This window comes from Bhargavaea ginsengi, assembly GCF_900109165.1.
GTDB lineage: Bacteria > Bacillota > Bacilli > Bacillales_A > Planococcaceae > Bhargavaea > Bhargavaea ginsengi.
Map to the genome: position 1 here is coordinate 330,435 of NZ_FNZF01000002.1, position 19,593 is coordinate 350,027.

At 54.1% G+C, this 19,593-nt stretch carries 19 protein-coding genes; all 19 read right to left on the reverse strand.

Going from position 1 to position 19,593, the window contains the following annotated elements; translation table 11 throughout:
- Positions 1-17 precede the first annotated feature (17 nt).
- Positions 18-1,034 carry a rod shape-determining protein gene (locus BMX91_RS06860; RefSeq protein ID WP_092051380.1) on the reverse strand — a complete coding sequence of 339 codons (1,017 nt, stop codon included), beginning with the start codon at positions 1,032-1,034 and terminating at the stop codon, positions 18-20.
- A 330-nt stretch (positions 1,035-1,364) separates the two neighbouring features.
- On the reverse strand, positions 1,365-2,060 hold the full coding sequence (radC, locus tag BMX91_RS06865) for a RadC family protein (RefSeq protein ID WP_092051382.1): 696 nt from the start codon (positions 2,058-2,060) through the stop codon (positions 1,365-1,367).
- On the reverse strand, positions 2,057-2,659 hold the full coding sequence (locus tag BMX91_RS06870; protein WP_092051383.1) for a Maf family protein: 603 nt from the start codon (positions 2,657-2,659) through the stop codon (positions 2,057-2,059). Before BMX91_RS06870 ends, radC begins: the two co-directional genes overlap by 4 nt.
- Positions 2,660-2,752: 93 nt before the next feature.
- A complete protein-coding gene (locus BMX91_RS06875; RefSeq protein WP_092051384.1) occupies positions 2,753-3,409 on the reverse strand; it encodes a hypothetical protein in 657 nt (218 codons plus the stop codon).
- 87 nt (positions 3,410-3,496) lie between these two features.
- Positions 3,497-4,252, reverse strand: a complete 756-nt coding sequence (locus BMX91_RS06880; RefSeq protein ID WP_092051386.1) for a prepilin peptidase — start codon at positions 4,250-4,252, stop codon at positions 3,497-3,499.
- A gap of 2 nt (positions 4,253-4,254) precedes the next feature.
- Positions 4,255-4,932, reverse strand: a complete 678-nt coding sequence (gene gspM / locus BMX91_RS06885) for a type II secretion system protein GspM (protein ID WP_092051388.1) — start codon at positions 4,930-4,932, stop codon at positions 4,255-4,257.
- Positions 4,929-5,798 (reverse strand): PilN domain-containing protein, encoded by an 870-nt coding sequence (locus BMX91_RS06890; RefSeq protein WP_092051390.1) that lies wholly within the window; start codon positions 5,796-5,798, stop codon positions 4,929-4,931. The genes gspM and BMX91_RS06890 overlap by 4 nt, the downstream gene beginning before the upstream one ends.
- A gap of 3 nt (positions 5,799-5,801) precedes the next feature.
- Positions 5,802-6,719 (reverse strand): type IV pilus biogenesis protein PilM, encoded by a 918-nt coding sequence (gene pilM, locus BMX91_RS06895; protein ID WP_092051391.1) that lies wholly within the window; start codon positions 6,717-6,719, stop codon positions 5,802-5,804.
- Between the two features lie 20 nt (positions 6,720-6,739).
- Positions 6,740-7,192, reverse strand: coding sequence for a prepilin-type N-terminal cleavage/methylation domain-containing protein (locus BMX91_RS06900; protein WP_092051393.1), 453 nt, complete (start codon positions 7,190-7,192; stop codon positions 6,740-6,742).
- 138 nt (positions 7,193-7,330) lie between these two features.
- Positions 7,331-8,536, reverse strand: a complete 1,206-nt coding sequence (locus BMX91_RS06905) for a type II secretion system F family protein (protein WP_092051394.1) — start codon at positions 8,534-8,536, stop codon at positions 7,331-7,333.
- Complete coding sequence (locus BMX91_RS06910) at positions 8,536-9,576, reverse strand: type IV pilus twitching motility protein PilT (RefSeq protein ID WP_092051395.1); 1,041 nt, start codon at positions 9,574-9,576, stop codon at positions 8,536-8,538. The genes BMX91_RS06905 and BMX91_RS06910 overlap by 1 nt, the downstream gene beginning before the upstream one ends.
- A 12-nt stretch (positions 9,577-9,588) precedes the next feature.
- A complete protein-coding gene (locus BMX91_RS06915; RefSeq protein ID WP_092051397.1) occupies positions 9,589-11,244 on the reverse strand; it encodes a GspE/PulE family protein in 1,656 nt (551 codons plus the stop codon).
- Between the two features lie 23 nt (positions 11,245-11,267).
- On the reverse strand, positions 11,268-12,785 hold the full coding sequence (locus BMX91_RS06920) for a VanW family protein (RefSeq protein WP_177168307.1): 1,518 nt from the start codon (positions 12,783-12,785) through the stop codon (positions 11,268-11,270).
- Positions 12,775-13,611, reverse strand: a complete 837-nt coding sequence (locus BMX91_RS06925) for an ABC transporter permease (RefSeq protein ID WP_092051401.1) — start codon at positions 13,609-13,611, stop codon at positions 12,775-12,777. The genes BMX91_RS06920 and BMX91_RS06925 overlap by 11 nt, the downstream gene beginning before the upstream one ends.
- Before the next feature lie 15 nt (positions 13,612-13,626).
- Positions 13,627-15,090: a DUF7305 domain-containing protein gene (locus BMX91_RS06930; protein WP_092051403.1), complete on the reverse strand. Its 1,464-nt coding sequence runs from the start codon at positions 15,088-15,090 to the stop codon at positions 13,627-13,629.
- Positions 15,087-15,623: a prepilin-type N-terminal cleavage/methylation domain-containing protein gene (locus BMX91_RS06935; RefSeq protein ID WP_092051406.1), complete on the reverse strand. Its 537-nt coding sequence runs from the start codon at positions 15,621-15,623 to the stop codon at positions 15,087-15,089. The genes BMX91_RS06930 and BMX91_RS06935 overlap by 4 nt, the downstream gene beginning before the upstream one ends.
- Positions 15,623-16,048, reverse strand: a complete 426-nt coding sequence (locus BMX91_RS06940; RefSeq protein ID WP_092051409.1) for a prepilin-type N-terminal cleavage/methylation domain-containing protein — start codon at positions 16,046-16,048, stop codon at positions 15,623-15,625. The genes BMX91_RS06935 and BMX91_RS06940 overlap by 1 nt, the downstream gene beginning before the upstream one ends.
- A 121-nt stretch (positions 16,049-16,169) precedes the next feature.
- Complete coding sequence (locus BMX91_RS06945; protein WP_092051412.1) at positions 16,170-17,864, reverse strand: GGDEF domain-containing protein; 1,695 nt, start codon at positions 17,862-17,864, stop codon at positions 16,170-16,172.
- An 18-nt stretch (positions 17,865-17,882) separates the two neighbouring features.
- Positions 17,883-19,586: a GGDEF domain-containing protein gene (locus BMX91_RS06950; protein ID WP_092051414.1), complete on the reverse strand. Its 1,704-nt coding sequence runs from the start codon at positions 19,584-19,586 to the stop codon at positions 17,883-17,885.
- Positions 19,587-19,593: the final 7 nt, after the last annotated feature.

The window sequence follows — 19,593 nt, forward strand, 5'->3', positions numbered from 1 at the left end:
GTGCCTTCACTCCCGTATTATCTGGCTTGCTGTTTCTTGATGACATCGAAGTTGTCGAGCGCCTTGCCGGTGCCGACTGCCACGCAGTCAAGCGGGTCTTCCGCGATGGATACAGGCATGTTCGTTTCTTCCGCGATGACTTTGTCGAGGTTGCTGAGCAATGCGCCGCCGCCCGTGAGCACGATGCCGCGCTCCATGACGTCTGCCGCCAGCTCAGGCGGTGTGTGCTCGAGGGTCTTTTTCACGCCATCGATGATTGCGGTGATGGATTCCTTAAGCGCCTCCGCGATTTCTTCCGATGAGATTTCGATCGTCTTCGGCAGGCCCGTAAGCAGGTCGCGTCCGCGGATCTCCATCTTTTCCGGCTTTTCGGTGACATTGGCGGAGCCGATCTCGATCTTGATCTGTTCCGCGGTACGGTCGCCTATCGTCAGGTTGTAGGTTTTGCGGATGTACGAGATGATCGCCTGATCCATTGCGTCGCCGCCGACACGGATCGATTCGCTTGTGACGATGCCTCCGAGCGAGATAACAGCCACTTCTGTTGTCCCGCCACCAATATCGACGACCATGCTGCCGGTAGGTTCCCATACCGGGAGGCTTGCGCCGATCGCTGCCGCAAACGGCTCTTCGATGGTGAAGGCGTCTTTGGCGCCTGCCTGGCGGGATGCGTCGATCACGGCGCGCTGTTCGACCGATGTGATGCCGTATGGCACGCAGATCATGACGTTTGGCTTTTTCCATGTGCCGCCGGATGCTTTTTGTGCTTCGCGCAGATAATACTGGATCATGGCCGTTGTTGTGTCAAAGTCCGCGATGACACCGTCTTTCATCGGGCGTGTCGCGATGATCGAGCCCGGTGTCCGGCCGATCATGTTCTTCGCATCATTCCCGACTGCGACGATTTCTCCGGTCTTTACATTCTTCGCGACGACGGACGGTTCGCGGAGAACAATTCCCTTACCTTTAATGAAAACTAATGTATTTGCTGTGCCGAGGTCAATCCCGACATCTTTTGATCCGAATCCAAACACGCTATTAATCTCCCTTTCTGCGCGGCCGTTAGTGTTGCCGGTTTGAAATCATACACATCATTATAACGGATTCCGCGAGAAAGTGACAATCTTATATGAAGCTATATCGTGTAATAGATTAAAGTAAGTATTTTCTTGCTATGGCTAATGAGTCTTGGGTATTGGGCGGGTTGATTTTCGCTGCAGGCCCTCGCTTACCGCGGGCGTTGCCTTAGCCTCCTCGAGCTTCGCTCTGCGGGGTCTTCGGCTAACGCTTTTCCCGCAGGTGTCTCGGACCTTTCGCTGCAATCAACCGTAACAGAGAGACACTCGCCCCCTTTCCCTATACACTTAAATAAAGTCCCCTTCTTTCAGGCTGAGGAATTTGTGGTCGCCGATGATGATGTGGTCGAGGAGGTCGATGCCGACGATTTTGCCGGCTTCGGAGAGGCGTTTGGTGACTTCGATGTCTTCCGGGCTCGGGGACGGGTTGCCGCTCGGGTGGTTGTGGGCACAGATGATGGATGCCGCGGAGCGCTTGACTGCTTCCCTGAAAACTTCCCTCGGATGGACGATCGAGGAGTTCAGGCTTCCTATAAAGATGGTCCGACTGTGGAGCACCTCGTTTTTCACGTTCAGGAACAGGACGACAAAGTGCTCCTGATTCAGATTCGACATGTCGGGCATCAGGTAAGTGGCGGCGTCTTCCGGCGAGCGGATGACATAGCGTTCCGTTGATTGCTTGCGGGTGAGGCGCTTGCCTAGTTCTACGGCCGCTAACAGCTGCACCGCCTTTGCCTCGCCGATCCCCTTGACGGATGTCATTTCTTCAAGTGTCGCGTGCTGCATGTCCTGGATCCGGTCGAAAAAAGCCAGAACCCGGTTGGACAGCTGGAGGACCGATTCGGAACGGGTCCCGGTCCGCAAAAGAATTGCGACCAGTTCCTGGTTGGACAGACTTTCCGCCCCCTGACGGATAAGCCGCTCCCTAGGCCGGTCGGCGATATGGAGCTCACTGATTTTCGGAACATACAGGTCCGTCGTCAAGGCTCGTCCCCCTCTCCGGAGATTACGCCCATGTCATGAAGCACTTCGAAGACATCCGCGATCGGAAGCCCGACCACCGCGTGGTAATCCCCCCTGATCTCTTTCACGAACAATGCGCCACCGGACTGGATACCGTATGCGCCGGCCTTGTCCATCGGATCGCCCGAGTCGACATACCGGTCGATCACCCAGTCCGGGACACTCCGGAATTCGACGTCTGTTGTGACAGAGAAGGTCCGCTCCTGATCTCCATGTGCCACACAAACTCCGGTCGAGACGGAGTGGACCGAACCGCAGAGCGATTCGAGAAACGCCTTCGCCTCTTCCCTGTCAGACGGCTTTCCGTACACACGTCCCCCCTGGTGCACGACGGTGTCGGCACCGATCACGACAGATTCCGGCTCCTTTGCCGCCACGTCCCGTGCCTTCAGTCCGGCAAGACGCTCGGCATATGCCGCCGGCATCTCCCCCTGCCGGATCGGCGGTTCTTCCACCTGCGGTTTCCGGACGATGAACGGGATTCCCGCCACCCCCATCAGCTCGGTTCTCCTGGGTGATCCGGATGCGAGGATCACCTGCCGGTTTGTTATGAATTCCATGTGCCATTCCCCCTAATCGGTTTGTTTTCATCATAGCCGAGCCGGGGGAATTAGAGAAATCTTCACTTTTCAAAATTGAACAAGGAAAATGGCTTAAAATTCGATTTTAAGACACTCCGCCGCTTCGGCATAATGGCTGACAAGATGAAGCCTCATGACCGCCGGATCGTCGGTAATCCCTTGTACGGCACCGACATTCTTTTTCCAGGCGTCCGGAAGGGCATCGTCTTTTGTCTCATCCCCAAAATTGAAATTTGCCGCTTTCTGCCCGGCCAGCAAAACCGGCAGTTTTCCGCTGGTCTCCGCAGGACAGGCCGCCGCATCAACGGTGAACGGCTTAACGAACGTATCCTTTACGACAGACGCCCTCGCATCAGAATCCGTCAGATGGATCGACGACCAGAGATAAAACTTGTCCGCCACACGGACGATCGCCGCCTTATCCAACTGTGCCTGCCCGGACAAAAATCCGGTTGCCGCATCATAGCTCGAGAACATTCCGTGCTGGATCGCGAAGAACATTGTCTTCCGATTGCCCGTCGCCTCGTCCCCTTCCCCTTTCTTTTCCTCGGCAGGCTCCGTCCCGGCGGGCACCGTTTCCCCGGACTCAGCCGGTTCCGCACTCTCAGAATTTTTGTCATCCGACATGACGATGAAACCGAACAGCAGCACGCCCCCGATCCCCATCAGGAAGCCGTGCAGCATAGCCATTGCAATCGCCCCGCGCGAATACTTTTTCCGTAACCGCATGACACCACCCCTTTTATAAGGAACGATACCAGCCGGACGATGAAAAAGGACAAGACGGCTGTCGTCTTGTCCACAGAATTTATCGGGTTAAACAAACAGGTTCAGATACCAGCCGACAATGTCGTTTCCGTACAGATAGGCGACAGTCGCACCAAATGCGATCGAAGGCCCGAACGGCACCGGCGTGCGCCTCCCCTTGCCCTGCCGCTTCAGGATGATGAACCCCGAAACCGCACCGACAAGTGCCGCGATGAACAGGGAGAGAAATGAATTTGTCAGCCCAAGCACCAGCCCGATGACGACATACAGCTTGATGTCCCCCCCGCCCATGCCGCCTTTTGACACGATGGCGATAAACAGCAGAAGTGCGGGCAAAATCAGCGCTGCGGCCGGGCCGTCCCACCACGGCTCTGTAGGAAGCGCAATCCGAAGCAACAGGATCGGGATACCTAGCGCAAGGAGAATCTTGTCGGGGATGAGCATATAGGCGATATCCGAGACCGTGACGATGACGAGAAGCGACAGGAACAGCAGCGCAACAAGCAGTTCACCGGTAAAACCGAACCGGAGATACGCGAGCGCGAAGACGATTCCCGTCAGCAGCTCCATCACCGGATATACCCAGTGGATCTTCGAACCGCATCCGCGGCACTTGCCCTTCAGGAACACAAACGAGAAAAACGGCACAAGGTCGGCCGCCGTCAGCCGCCGCCCGCAGGACGGGCAGTGGGACGGCGGCCGGACGATCGACTGCTTTGCCGGAACCCTGAGGCCGACCACATTATAGAACGACCCGAATACAAGGCCGTAGATGAAAAACATCAGCGCCCAAAGCCAATCCACAGTCAGTCCTCCTGTTCCGTATCGTCATCAAACGGGAATGGATCATCTTTCAGAGACGGCGCCGGAGCCGGTGCGGTCGGCGTCTCGCCTTCAAGCGTGGTGAGATCGGGCCGGTAAAATGAGGAGAACGTGATCTCCATCGCGATCAGCTCGTCTTCCTGGGCCTCTTCGGTACGCTCCGGCGGGCCGGAGAATGTGACCGAATTGGTGACCGTGATCCGCTCCAGCCGCTCGACTTCCTCGATGAACGTAAGGATGCCGCCATAGTCCGGTGAAAGGATCTGCACCGTCGTCAACAGCTCGCTGACACTCGCGACACCCTCCGGCCGATTTTCGATCACCATTTCCCCGGTTGAGAACGCCACATTCTGGATTTCCGTACCGGACACCACTTCTGCCTTGCCGACCTGAAGCAGGACGACTTCTTCAGCAGGGCTCACAGGGACACGGCGCTGGAGCGGCAGGGTGCTTGCCGGCTCGCTTTCCGTTTCGCCCGCAGCCTGCTGCTGGAGCGAAGAAAGCACCTGGCGCTCGGTTTGCAACGTCTGCTGAGCCTGCAGACGGGTTTCCCTCGCCGGCTGGAACAGCAGGAAGTACGAATATAAGAGAAGCGCAACCAGGAACAGTGCCGATAGGACGACGAGGATCGTCTCTTTCCGGTTCATGTTGAATCGGTTCACTGGCCGTCGCCCCCTTCCGTTTGGCCGTCTTCGGCAGGCGTACCGTCATCTGCAGGAGTATCGGCACCGTCTGGCTGAACATCTTCCGGTGAAGTTCCGGCATTTGGATCGGAACTGCCGTCTGTTTCTCCGCCTTCGTTCTGGCCTTCACCGGTTTGGCCGGAGCCGTCCTGTTCCACATTCACATCGATGTCATTATCAACGTTAACCTCGGTATCGGTGCCGTCTTCTGCCGCCTCGCCTTCACCCGCTTCCGCCGGTTCCTCAGCCGTCCCTTCCGCAGGTACGCGCGGGTCGACGAATTCGATGGTGTAAGCGGCAATATAGCGCGGCACGACAACACCGTCCGTTTCCACCGGATTTCCTTCTTCATCAGTTTCCTCTTCCAGAGGCGCGGCGCTGACATCGTTCAGGATTGCACTCTCGACCGGCGTCGCCGCCTTTAGCCGTGCAAGATAATAGGCGGCCTGCTCGTACCGGTCAAACTGGACGGACAGGTCGGCCGTATGAGGCCCGGTATATGTATAGTCCACGAAAAATCCGCGGGCAGGCAGCAGCGAGACGAGATGACGGAGAAGCGGCGCGGTCGGGAACTGATAGCTTTCCGCCCATCCGATCGTCAGCTCAAGCTGCTCGCGGTCAGCCATCGTCTCCGTTCCCTGCATGCGGGAGCGGATCTCCGCCCCCGCAAGGCGCATCTCCTGCGTCCGGGCATCCAGCCGCTCCGCCTCATCCGCATTCCGGTTCGCCATGATGAAGAACGTCAGCCATAACAGCATCGCCGAAATCAGGATGACGAGCGAGAGGATAAGGGCTTTTGATCGTTCCCTGTCCCGTTCGGGAAGTAAGTTAATATCAACGAGCAAGCGCTACACCTCTTTCAATGCCAGTCCGATCACCCGGTCAAACCGGTCCGGGACTTCACGGCCGGCCGCGTCTTCAATCCGTTTTTTCCGGATGCATCCGGCTTCCAGGCGCATCTGGTCCCGGAACATCCGGGACAGTTCTTCGGTCATGCTGCAGTCGCCTGAGATAAGAAGGCAATCGACTGTCTCATTGCCGTCCATCATGTTGTATGTATAGAAGTTGATGAGTTTGGAAATTTCCCGGAAAGCGGCTTCCGCCGTCCAGCCATCCTCATCCATGTCAACCGACCGCATAAACAGTGGCTGATGCCGGTGGAACGTCGACACCGTCAGATCATTACCGCGGAAATCAGCGATCAGCACATTGCGGTGTGTTTCCAGGTCATGTTGCTGATAAGCAAGTCGATAAAGCGCAAGCGGTGCAATGTCACATTCGACAGGCTTCAGCTTCGCTTCGTCAAGCGCCCGCTCATACTGACGCACAATCTCTTCTTTCGACGCGATGATGAGCGATTCCTTCTCCTCTTTTTCGCTGTCGAACGGAACCACATCAAACAACGGATCATCAAACGGCAAATACAAAGAAGAGCCGATCTCAATGAAGAAGTAGCCTTTCAGCTCATCTTCAGGGACATCGGCCGGGGTTTCCACTTTTCGGATGATGACAAACTGATCAGGAGCGAGGAACCGGACGCGCTTGCGCCGCAGCCCCCAATCCTTCACTGCCTCCTCCACCGCAGCTTCCAACGCTTTCGGATCGATCACCTTTCCTTCGGAGATGACGCCTTCCGGGAGGGACCGCTCCTCTGCGCGCTCGATGATGAGCGGGTCGGCGGAGCGGAGCTCCGTGTAGCGGAGGGCGTCTTCTTCGATTGTGATTGAGGTGATGCGTTGTTTGCGGCGGAAAGGGTTTTTGGGCAATTATGTCAACTCCTAGTTTGTTATTGGTCTATCAATAGGTCTCTACCTTCATCAGAGAGTTGGCCTGCGGTGACCGGATTTTCGACTGTAACATCTCTTGAACCAGCGGTTGCAGTAAATGTAATTGTATTTGCTCCATTTGCTACGTTTGCAACTGTTGCATTGTCAATTTCACCTTTAGTTTCTAGATAGCCTTCACCAATCAGCGTACCAGCATTGTCTGTGTCTGATGCTTCAGGATCTCCAACTTCGACTTGGTCAACATCACCATTTTCGGCAAAGTAAATATTTGCAGCTGCTAGAATATTTTGAGCATCAGAGACAACAGCATCTTCGCGCGAGTTTTGAATTATATTTCCTATCGCCGGAATAGCAATCGCCGCAATAATGGCTAAAATAACAATAACCGCCAAGAGCTCGATGAGCGTAAGGCCTTTTTCCTCTTTTAATTTCTTCTGAACGAACTTCAACATGATGAATGATTCCTCCTCTATCAAATGGTGTAGGTTTTCTACAACTCTATTATAGCAATACCCATTACCATAAAATAGATTCACGCTGAAAATAATTGGTCGAATAGTCCTTCTTGTTAACAAATATTTAACAAATGTCTAGCCAACCTGCTCATACATACTGAACATCGGAACCATGATGGCCATGACAATAGTCCCGATGATGACAGCAAGGAAGACCATCATTAGAGGTTCAATCAAGGATTTCAGTCGCTCCGTTGCCGTATCTACTTCTTTTTCATAGAATTCCGCGACCTTGCCGAGCATCTGGTCAAGTGCTCCGGTCTGTTCACCGATCGCGATCATATGTGGAATGAGCGGAGGAAATGCCCAGTGGCCGGTCATCGGGCCGGCAATGGAGTTCCCTTTCTGCAAGGCGTCACGGGATTCGCGGACGACGCGCTTGATCACTTCGTTATCGACAACCCGTTCGACCATTGCCATCGCCTGCAGGATCGGCACTGAACTTGTAAAGAGGGAGCTCAGTGTCCGGGTCATCGATGCCAAAGCGGACTTTTTCATCAGGTCGCCGATCAGTGGCATGCGCAGGAGGATCGTATCGAGGATATACTTGCCTTCCTTGCTGCGATGCATGAAGTAGATTGCTAGAACAAGCAGCAACACAAACCCGATAAACAGGTACCAGTAGTTTTGCATGAACTGACTTGCCCCCAGGACAAAAAGCGTAATTGCCGGCAGTTCCGCTCCGAGGCTGTCGAACATATCCACGAACATCGGGACGATCGACACCAGAAGGAAGATGACAACGCCAAATGCCAGGACAAGTACGACAACGGGATAGACCATCGCGGAAACGACTTTCTGACGTGTGGCATACGACTTCTCGTAATGCATGGCCAGCCGGTCCAGAGAGTCATCAATATTACCGGAGGCTTCTCCTGCCGCAATCATATTCAATGTGAGCGGCTCGAACGCCTTCGGGTGCTTGGCCATTGCGTCACTCAGTGACCCGCCTCCCCGCAGATCGTCGGCGATTTCCGACAGAATCTTCCGGAACGGCTTGGATTCGACCTGCTGGGACAGGATGTGAATGGCATCGACAATCGTCACCCCTGCCCGCAGCAAGGTCGAAAATTGCTGGAGAAACATGATCAGCTGCGGGCGTTTGACCGGTTTCCCTATCGTGATTTCTTTCGTCAGCGTGGTTTCCGGAAGTTCGTTCAGATTCAGCACGCGGATTCCCTGTTCGCGCAGTTTCATGACCGCTTCCCGTTTCGTATCCGCCTGGATGGTGCCTTTTCGGACGCGTTTTGTGTCCCGCCCCTCATACTGGAAACGCGGCATTAGTGATCGTCCCCTTCAAGATACGGTTTGGCGGTTTCGTATGATATCGCGCCGGTGTCGACGAGCTTCTGGATGGATGATTCCATCGTGTGCATGCCGATCGCACGGCTTGTCTGAATGATGCTCGGAATCTGATGGATCTTCTCGGTCCGGATCAGGTTGCCGATTGCAGGCGTATTGATCATGATTTCGGTTGCGGCGCGGCGTCCCTTTCCGTCCGCCGTCTTGAACAGGCGCTGTGAGATGACGCCGGTCAGTACGCCCGCAAGCTGCACACGGATCTGCGTCTGCTGGGACGGGGGGAAGACGTCGATGATCCGGTCGATGGTGGAGGCGGCACTCCATGTATGGAGGGTGCCGAAGACGAGGTGGCCTGTTTCCGCCGCGGTGATGGCGATCGATATCGTCTCCAGATCCCGCATTTCCCCGACGAGGATGACATCCGGGTCCTGGCGGAGTGCGGCACGGAGGCCGTTGGCGAAGGAATCGGTGTCAAACCCGACTTCCCGCTGGTCGATGATCGACGCGCCGTGGTTGTGGACGAACTCGATCGGGTCCTCGAGGGTGATGATGTGCTTGCGCGTCGTTTCGTTGATATGACGGATCATCGCAGCGAGCGTCGTCGACTTCCCCGAACCTGTCGGGCCGGTCACGAGAATCATGCCCTGAGGTGTTTCCGCAAGCCGCTTGAGCGTGTCCGGCATGCCGAGTTCCTCGACGGTCATGATTTTTGTCGGGATTGTCCGGAAGGCGAGCGACACCGAGCCGCGCTGTCGGTATGCGTTCACGCGGAAACGCGATACACCCGGGACAGAGTAGGAAAAGTCCAGTTCGCCCTTCTCGAGGAACTGGTCATACAGCTTCTCGGGGATGACCGCCTTGGCGATCCCTAAAGTGAATTCCGGCGTGTTCACTTCCTTGCCGTACCGCTTCAGGTCGCCGTGAACCCGAAAAACAGGCGGCACGCCGACTGTCAGGTGAATGTCCGATGCCTTGAGTTTAAATGCCGCAGATAAAAGCCCGTCGATAGTCTGTTTCATCACTTCACCGCCTTAATCCAGCATTGCGACGCGGAACACTTCCTCCGTCGTCGTGATTCCCTGTTTCACTTTCAGCAGCCCGTCATCCAAAAGGAAAATCGTCTTGTTACGGATGGCGATCTCCCGCAGCTTGGAAACCGTATCACCCCGGTTGATCGCATTCCTCATCTCATCATCCAGGACAAGAACCTCATGAATCGCGATCCGTCCGCGGTAGCCGGTCATGTTGCAGGAAGGGCAACCCTTGCCGCGCATGACCTGCTCGATTTTAATGCCGCGCTTTGCCGCGATTTCCTTTTCGCGCTCGCTCGCCGGTTCTTCCGTCTTGCAGTCCCTGCACACCCGTCGCAGAAGACGCTGTGCAACGACCGCATTCAGTGACGCCGTTACAAGGAATGGCTCCACGCCCATGTCGAGCAGTCGGGTGATCGTCGCGATCGAGTCATTGGTGTGGATCGTGCTAAGAACGACGTGGCCTGTCAGAGATGCCCGTACCGCAATTTCAGCGGTTTCCACATCACGGATTTCCCCGACCATGACGATGTCCGGGTCCTGCCGGAGAATGGACCGGAGTCCTGCTGCGAACGTCATCCCGACATTCGGGTTCACCTGCACCTGGTTGACGCCGTTCAGCTGGTACTCGACAGGATCCTCGACCGTCACGATATTCACTTCTTCGCTGTTCAGCTTGTTGAGTGCCGCATAGAGTGTGGATGATTTCCCGGAACCGGTCGGGCCGGAAATCAGGACTATACCGCTCGGCTTTGTGATTTCCTTCATGAAGCGCTCCAGGTTGATCCGGTTGAATCCGAGATGTGTAAGGTCTGCAAGCGAGTTGCTCAGGTCGAGGATCCGCATGACGATCTTTTCCCCGTAGACGGTCGGCAGTGTCGATACCCGCAGGTCGATCGGGCGGAAGTCGACATTCGTCTTGATCCGTCCGTCCTGCGGGACCCGGTGTTCCGTGATGTCGAGGTTCGCCATGATCTTGATCCTGGCGTTGATCATCGGCTGCATATGCTTCGGCAGCATACGTTCGTCATGAAGCATCCCGTCGATCCGGAACCGGATGAGCAGCTGGTGTTCCCTCGGGTCGATATGGATATCCGACGCCTTCTGGACAACCGCCGCAGTCAGGATCTGGTTGACGAGTCGGACTACGGGCGAATCCAGATCCGTCAGGTTGTCCTCGTCCTCCTGCTGGAGCCGCTCCTGTTCGATGAATAGTTCGTCGAAGGATTCCTCATAGAATTTCGCGATCGTCCTAACGATGTCGTCTTTGGAAGCGATCACCGGCTCGATCTGGAAACCGGTGGACAGCCTGAGGTCCTCGATCGCGATATAATCCATCGGGTCGACCATCGCCACATACAGCCTGTCCTCTTCGGTTTTCAATGGGACGAGCAGGTTGCGCTTGGCAAACTCTTTCGGGACGAGGCTGAAGATCTGTGGTTCGAACGGATACCTGAACAAATTCACATGCGGGATTCCAAGCTGGATTTCAAGCGTCTCCACCAATTGGAGTTCGGTGATCAGCCCCCTCTGAAGGAGTGCATCCCCGAGCCGCTGCTCTTTCGGTTTTTCCTTGAGGGTTTCCTGGAGCTGTTCCTCCGTGATCAGCCCTGTTTCAACGAGGATGTCTCCCAGCCGTTTTCGTGCCTGGACCATATGCATCACCTTCCCCGGGCGGCTCAAGGCTTGATCGGGTTGCCGCCCTTGTCATATTGGATGTCATCTTTATTGCCGCCGGAGCCACCCGAGCTTCCATTGCCGTCGTTGTTGCCCATACCGGAATTTCCGCCGGAACTTGAGCCATTGCCTTGGCCTGATCCGCTGCCTGAACCCGTGTTTCCGCTGTTGCCGGAGCCTCCGCTGTTGTTGCCGGATGAACCACTGTTACCTGAGTCCGAGTTATTTCCATTGTTCGTGCCTGAGTAATTTGAAGACCCGGAATTCCCGCTGCCGTTGTTGCCGGTGTCATTCGTATTGCCGCCAGCACCTGTTCCCCCGGACGTGTTGCCATTTGCTCCGTTATCGGCATTTTCTTCCGGCTGTTCTTCCGGTTTCAGGCGATGGACTTCAATACGATGGACGGGCGGATAGAAGTCTGTCGAGATTTCTTCCATGGACATCTCAATGGATTCATCCATGACGGTTTTCAGAACCGTCGCCCGGATGCCGTCTTCCCCCTGTTCCTCGATCCTCGGTGCAACCGTCGTCACGTTCTCGCTGAACTGCTTGATCAGCCGGGGTTCAAACGATTCCGTTCCGGTCACGGAAGTACTGTATTCGTAGAGGAACGGCAGGCCGAGAAGGCTGAGTGTTGCCGTATCTCCATTCACTTCGGTTGCGAGGGTGAATGTTGCGCCGTTCGGATTGGTGAACATCAGGTCGGTTCCGGTTGCAGGGTCGACTGCCGCCTCGAATCCAAGCGGAATTCCGTCCGGAAGCCGGTTGCTGATGGACCGCTCGTCAATGACAAAGTTCGTGTTCAGAACTGCCGCATAAAGAAGTGAGGCAATCCTCGTCATCTCGTCTTTTGTAAGCGATCCGGTTTCAAGCGATTCCATGAGCTGGAGGAATGAAACAGTCGATCCGCCGGCAATTTCAACACCGTTCAATGCACCCAGTCCATTGATGAGCCCTTCCGTCATTGGCTGGCCATCAAATAGGGCAGAAGCACTGACTGTCTCGCCTGCTTTGCGTCCGGCATCCAGAAAGTCCGAAATCTGTACATTCGCTGGCATCGTGCCATTACGGAGCCTCCGCTCAATACCATCTGAAATGGCACTGATTTCTTCATCAGTGAGATCCAGCTCGCCAAGGTTCTGCTCGAGCAGTGTCTGGATCGCCCCATCTTTCACACGCACAAGCAGAGGATTTTCCTGCCCGCTGTCGGCTTCATTGATTGTGCCGGACACATCATACTCCACCGCTTCCTCCGGCAGTTTAAAGGAACTATCGAGATACCGGATTTCTACATCAAACCTGCTCTGCAGATCGGTGACCCCTTCGTTTAGCACTTTCGTGGTTTCCGCTTCCTTGTAGTCAGATACATCATATGGACCGATATATGTATTCTCGCCAAAGTCCTTTGACGGAAAGAGCAGATTGCCGGCAAGCAGTGACCCGCCGGAGGCAAACAGGTAGAAGAAAAAAGTGGAGAGAAGGACGCCGATCAGTACATTCAGGATCTTCTTATTTTCCATCGCCTTTCTCCTCCTCCACAATCCAGTCATCTTCAGTCAAAAGCCCGAACGGATCTTCTTCCCGGACCATTTCCGGCTCTTCAACCCGGTCATCTGCCGGTTCAGGAACCGGGCGGGCTTCCAGCCAGGACTCCAGGTCCCCGTCATCAAGCAGATCGTCTTCCTCATCTACGAAGGCCGGTTCCGTTTGAACGGATTCCTCCGTCGCCGGCTCGTCAGACAGATCGATCGGTTCCAGATAATCCTCATCTCCAACCGGATCCGGTGATACCGCCTCTTCGACTTTTTCCGGAACAAGGTTAACCTCCGGCGTATCGAGGTCGGTCAGAACTTCAAGTTCACCGTCTTCTATTTCGGTACCAACTGAATGATCCATTTGAAGATCTTCGGGCGGGTGTTCGATATCTGCCGTGCCGGGAAGGACAATTTCTCGGTAGCCTTCCGGTTCGATCGTGTCAGAGTCCTCCGTCAAGATTCCGGCCCGTACGTCTTCTGGAGTGACGTCGATTTCATCGTCATCTGTGGCAAGCCGCTCGTCTTCCAGCCGGATTGGCTCGGAAAGCTCATCCGGTACGTCTTCCGTGACTGTCTCGCCCGGCAGCCGGTTGGCGATCAGTACCGCCGCGGCAAATGACAGGCCGATCATCGCGAGCGCGGAATAATAGAACGCAAAATGGTTCTGTATATAGATACCGGCAAGCGCAATGACAAACCCCGCCGCCGCCATGATGACCATCGCTTTTCCCGCCTTCCCCCTGGTCATCAGGTAGTAGAGGACAGGGAAAATGATGATCGCGGCAACCAAGAGAAAGATATAATCCAGCATGTCGGGCCTCCTTTCTTAATTTTGAACTTCCCGCAACCCTGTACTTTTTAAATCCGGAAGCGCTTCTGTATTTGAACCGCCGGAGAATATCGGGTGATCATCGACAATATGGGTCTTGCTTTCAATTCTGGTTCCGCCGTTTGCCTCGAAATAACGTGAAATGACCGAACCATACAGATTTCCTCCACCCGTAAGTTTGACCTCTGCATGAGGGGCATAAATCAGGTTGCTTCCCTGACTGCTGGTTGCAGCTACTCCTCCGCTGATTTCGACCCGGTTTCCGCCGGTTACCAATAGTCCGTACAGGGATGCACCTCCCGAGAGTGTGAAGTTGGCATCTGCTGCATAAAAGGCCGTATTCATTCTCAGGTTGCTTGATAACTTGATTTCTTTGGGTTGGTTCGGTCTGGAGGAAGGGGCAATATACATAATGCTTTCGGCCCGGTTGGACCGATTAAATGAACCCTGATTCAAAGAGATTGTTCCCTTAAGATAAATGGTTAGGGTTCCGCTGCCTCTTATATCGATATGTCCGCTGCCGGTAATATTGTTTGCCACTATCGAGATATCCCGATCGCCAATATCGAATGTAACAGTGGAATTGGATCCGAGAATAATGTCATTAAATCGGATGTTTTTGGTTAACGGATACGTGTAATCCTCAACAATCCAGCTGTTGATTCTGAGGTCTCCATTTTTGACAACCTCATGTGTGTTATATTGATCGCCCTCAACCTTGTCAGCCGCCAATGGAAGATTCGGAAATGCCGGGAATTCCGGCAAATGGTATTCAGGCATGTCTCTTAGCTGCGAAACCTCAGGGAAGTCGTTCCACCAATCTGGAGCATCCAGAATGGGTTCCTGTGCACCAAAAGGAACCTTGATGTCTCCGTCGATACTGGCTCCGCCATCAACACTGACACTTTCTCTGGAAGTATTGTTTACGACCAGATCACCGACCACACTCGCCCCGCCAGTCAGCTTAATACGGGATCTGGAATAAATGCTTTGCCCCGGCGGGAGCTGGATTCCCTGGCCTTCTTCAATGCTGACAACAAAAACGCCGGAAACCGACCGTTCCCGATTTCCGATTTTCCCGGTCGATTCAATCCGGTACTGTCTGGGAATTTCATTGTTGACTTTACTGACTTTCACAAGAGCGGTTGGATTTTCACCGTTAAAGGGTGTAAAGGATGAAATACTGTAATCTCTGACGATGGCTTTCTCCAGTTCGGCAAAGTAACTTGTCTGTTTTTTTTCTGTTTTAGCAACCTGATACACCAAATCTTCCACCTGATGCATGACTTCTGCGGCTCCACCTTCCGCAATATAAAAAGCACTCACTGAATTCTGCTCCTGATCACTTTGCTTCAGGTTATTTGTCATTTTGATGGAGAGTGCAGCCATCGTAATAGCCATCACCATCACAAAAAGGAGAACCAGCAGGAGGGCATAGCCTTTGTTATTCAGATGTTTCATGGCAATGTCTCCTCATCATTAACATTTCTCACAATGATTTCTGTTGTAAGAATCCGATGGTTGCCGGAGCGGTTATCGGGTCCTTCCAAAATGATGATAATACGTTCAGTGTCCAACTCTGTATCGGAATCCGGATTTCGATCACACTTTAGTTCCTTATCCGGATAAAACATTCCAACAGGCGGATGACAGACATCGAATGATTCAAGATTAGCGGCAACAGGAGTTTGGTTTTTTAGCAGTTCACCATTCTTAAAGCGATACGTTTCGGTCTCATTGATGACCAACTCCTTCCTGCCCCCGACCACAATCACTTTTGGTTGATCCGCTGAACGGATGTCTCTCGTCATCATTTTCATCGCCAACAGCATGTCCTGCTGAACATCGCTCTCTTTGGAAATGGAGCCTGCACTGTTCTGTGTAAATAAGAACACGCTGTTAATCAAAAGAACCACAAGGGAAATCAGCACCAAAGCAGCCAGCAGTTCCACCAGAGTAACACCATTCTCACTTCTCAGCCGCTTCATTTTCATTAGCCCTGTCTCCTGGTTTCCATTTGTGAAACTAACTTCGTATAAGTGCTGTCTTCATAAACTTTCATCAGTATATTGTAGAGAGAACTGCCGGCGGCAGATTCTGAAACAGTTAACTCGATATAATAGCCGGATGAATCTTTCAGATATCGTTCCTGATTACCCGGTTTCTCCCACCCTGCATTTAATAGTTCCGTTTCCCATGCCCCATGTTCCTGAGATTCTGTGACTCTATAGACTTCCTCCATAAATCGCTGATTCACATAAGAAGCATCCAGTAATTTTTCAGTTGTGTCTGTTGTTTTCACTGAGGTTGAGAAAAATGCGCTAATCCCCAATATGATTATCGCTATGATCACCAGAGCTGCAAGGACTTCAACAAGCGTTAGACCTTTCTCGTTCCTCTCTATAGCCTGTTTCTTCATCCTCCGCCCTCCCAAACTCTATCAATCTACCTTCATTATCCTGCATTCGACAGTTGTTGTCATTTTCCTTTTCCCTAGTGTCGGAGTTTTGACACAACAAAAGACCGGTTTCCCGGTCTAGTCATCCCTGGTATACACCGACCTTATTTCTGCCGGATTGTTTTCCGCCGACATAAAGTGCCCGATCGGCATTTCTCAGGAGGTCCATCGGCTCGTCCGTGTCTTCCGGTACATTGGCGACGCCGAAACTTGCGGTGATGCCGACGAATTCCTTTTTCCGCTCCGCGCCGAGGTCCGGCCGGATTTCAAATACAGAGTCATCGATGTATTTCCGGAGCCGTTCCGCGAAGGCCACAGCTTCTTCCTTCCACCACCCCGGTAGCAGGATGACGAATTCTTCTCCGCCGAATCTGGCGACTTCTCCCTTTCCATGGGTTTCTTTTTCAAGGATGGCTGCAAGACTGACGAGTATGTCATTGCCGCTCTGGTGACCGTATGTATCGTTCAGCCGCTTGAAATGGTCGATGTCCAGAATGATGAGGGAAAGCCGGCTGAGCACGCCGCCGTTCACGTTACGCACCCGTCTGTCGAGCTCACGTTCGAACCACCTGTAGTTGTGCAGCCCGGTCAGCGGGCAGCGCTCACTGTGCGACGCGGCGTTCTCGACATACCTCACCTTTTCCAGCGATACGGTGAAGTGGGTGCAGAGAAGATCGAAAATCTGGACGTCTTCACGGGTGAACAGGTGGCGCCTGTAAGCTCCTGTCACTACATATCCTGAAAGCTCTTCTTCGTTCAGAAGAGGGGCGATCATCACACTTTCGATCCCCTCAGGCATACTGAATGGAAGCTCCTTTTTCCATTCCCGGACAGTACCATAGACAGAAGGCCTGATCCAGCCGAAGCCGTTCCTGTCTTTGTCGGCAAACAGAAGGTGTCGCGGATTTTTCGTCAACGTATCCGATTCCCAGGCGTTCGTGGCGAGAAGCCGGCCTTCGGACGATTCGATCAGGTAGACCACGTCCGCTCCCTGCGTCTGACGGATCCTGTGAATGAACAGACGGATCAGCTCCTCGCTGTTGAGCCTGCCCGCGAGTTCATAGCCTGTTTTCGAAGCGGACTCGAGTCTCCGGTTCACTCCTTCACTCGTGTTATACCGGCCTGCGAACACGAGAGCGATAAAGAACGGGATCAGGATCGGAATCAGACCTGTCGGGCCGAATGTCCGCTCCATGAAATAGGCGGCGACCCCGAACGGGAAAATGACAAGAAGGGATGCTCCGTCCCAGAGGGTCTCCCTCGAACGGAAGTGGTATGGCCTGCCGAACCATTTCGAATCCGCATAGAGGCAAAGGTGATTGGCCGCGAGATGGGCGACCGTGTAAAGCAGCCCAAAGCCGATCACATGCGAAACAGACGAACTGCCGGTCATCCCTCCCGCCAGAAAGAAAACACCCGCCGCAAAGACGGAAGATACGAAGAAAATCAGAGAATTGATGACGAACCGGTGGACCGGCGGCAGGGCCGACTTGGAGAAAAGGACGGAAGCGAGCACGACCAGCTGTGAAGCCAGCACCTCCGCGCCGGCGCCGAATCTGAGAAAGATAGCAATCAGCAGCCACTGCTGGAACGATACTGAGATGTTTCTGAATTCCAGCGGAAAAAGCCCGGTGGCGATTGCCGCGCCCGCCATGATGACATACGCGAGCCAATCGTCGATACCATCGCCAAACCGCAAGAGCATAGCCATCCCTCCGGGCACGATCACCAGCCAGGCCAACGGCAGTGAAATCCGCTCCCCCTTTCCGATTTGCATTGTGTTCACTCCCCCGTTTTACCCCGTATAAGCGGCCACTTTATTGCGTCCGACCTGCTTGGCCCCAGTGTAGAGCGCGCGGTCGGCATTCCGGATCAGTCCCATGGCACTATCGCCATCCGCCGGCGCTGCGGCGACTCCGATGCTGACGGTGACCGGGATCAAAGCAGGTCCGGCATCACCATCCGGATCTACAGTGAAGGCATGGTCTTCGACCTCTCTGCGGAACGCTTCCGAAAAAGTAATTGCCTTCTCCTTGCTCACCCCCGGCATCAGGATGACAAATTCCTCACCGCCGTAACGGCTGACTGTCCATGAAGGGTCAGAACGCTGCTGCAGAAGCCGTGCAAATTCTGACAGCACAGTGTTTCCGCCCTGATGCCCATGAATGTCGTTGATCTTCTTGAAATGATCGATATCAAGCATGACACAGGAAAGTGTTTCCGACTCCCGGCGTTTCACCTGATCCACATACCGGTGCAGCGCTGTCTCCATGTAACGGTAATTGTACAGACCCGTGAGCGCACAGCGTTCACTTTCCCGGACGGTCTTTTGCACATGACGGGACTTTTCAAGCGCCACTGCCAAATACGAACCAAGCAGTTCCAGCACCCGCAGATGATGTTCTTCATAGGCGTATGGCCGCTTTGACTTTACCGTCAGAACGCCTTCCACCGTTTTATTTCGGACGATATGCACACCGATCAGGCTTTCCGCATCGGGATGAACGGACCCGTCCGAAAAAACTTCCCATTCCTCCCGGCTTCCGAACAGCCGGCCCTTCCTGGAATGATAGACCATGGAACCGATGCCCGTGTCTTCGCCTTTACTGCGGGTGATGTTGACGAGCATCTCCCCGTTTTCCATCAGCTTCAGCGGTTCGACCCGTCCGTTCCTGATGTCATAGATATTAAGAAAATCCACGGGCACGAGCTCCGGAATTTTCCGGACGAACAGGTCCAGCACTTCCGGCTGTGTCAGCTTTCCTGACATCCCGTGACCGAGTTCGGCGGCTTGGGCAAGCATCTCATTGACCCGCTCCGTCGTATCATACAGCCGCATCAGCAAGATAAAGCTGAAAAACGGGATAGCGAGGATTGGCAGGCTGGCCGCTCCGATCGAAAGATACAGATAGTACGCCGACAGCGCATAGGGAAACACGACAAGAGCCGCGATCAGGTCTTGCCTGATCAGCCTGATGCGGAACGGGTACGGGTTTCCGATCAGCTTCTGGTACAGATGGATAAAGCCGATATTCCCCATCGTATGGACAGTAAGATAAGCGGCTGCCGGCAGGACGAGTTCGGTTAAGCCGATGCCTTTAGTGACGCCTCCTGCAGCATAAAAAGCGGCACCGGACACGACAGACAGGACGAAAAACATCAGCGAATTAAAGAAAAACCGATGGAGAGGATCCGGGCTTTTTTTGTTGCCCGGGATTGCAGCCAGGACAGCGATCTGCATCATGGCCGCTTCCGCGAAAATCCCCCCGAGAAAAAATGCCGGAAGGGTCAGCCAGCCGACAAGAGAAAGCGGAATCCCGTTCCGGGTGACCGGAAAGTAAACGGCCGCCATCGCAAGCAGTGTCGCTGTAAAAAGGACTGACAAGCTAACGGAATCCAGCGGTTCCCTGGTGTACCAGAGCCACACGAATCCCGCCGGAACGACAAGGAGCCAGGCGATAATCACTGCCAGCCGCACTGGCTTACCGATGCGGACCATCCCATCC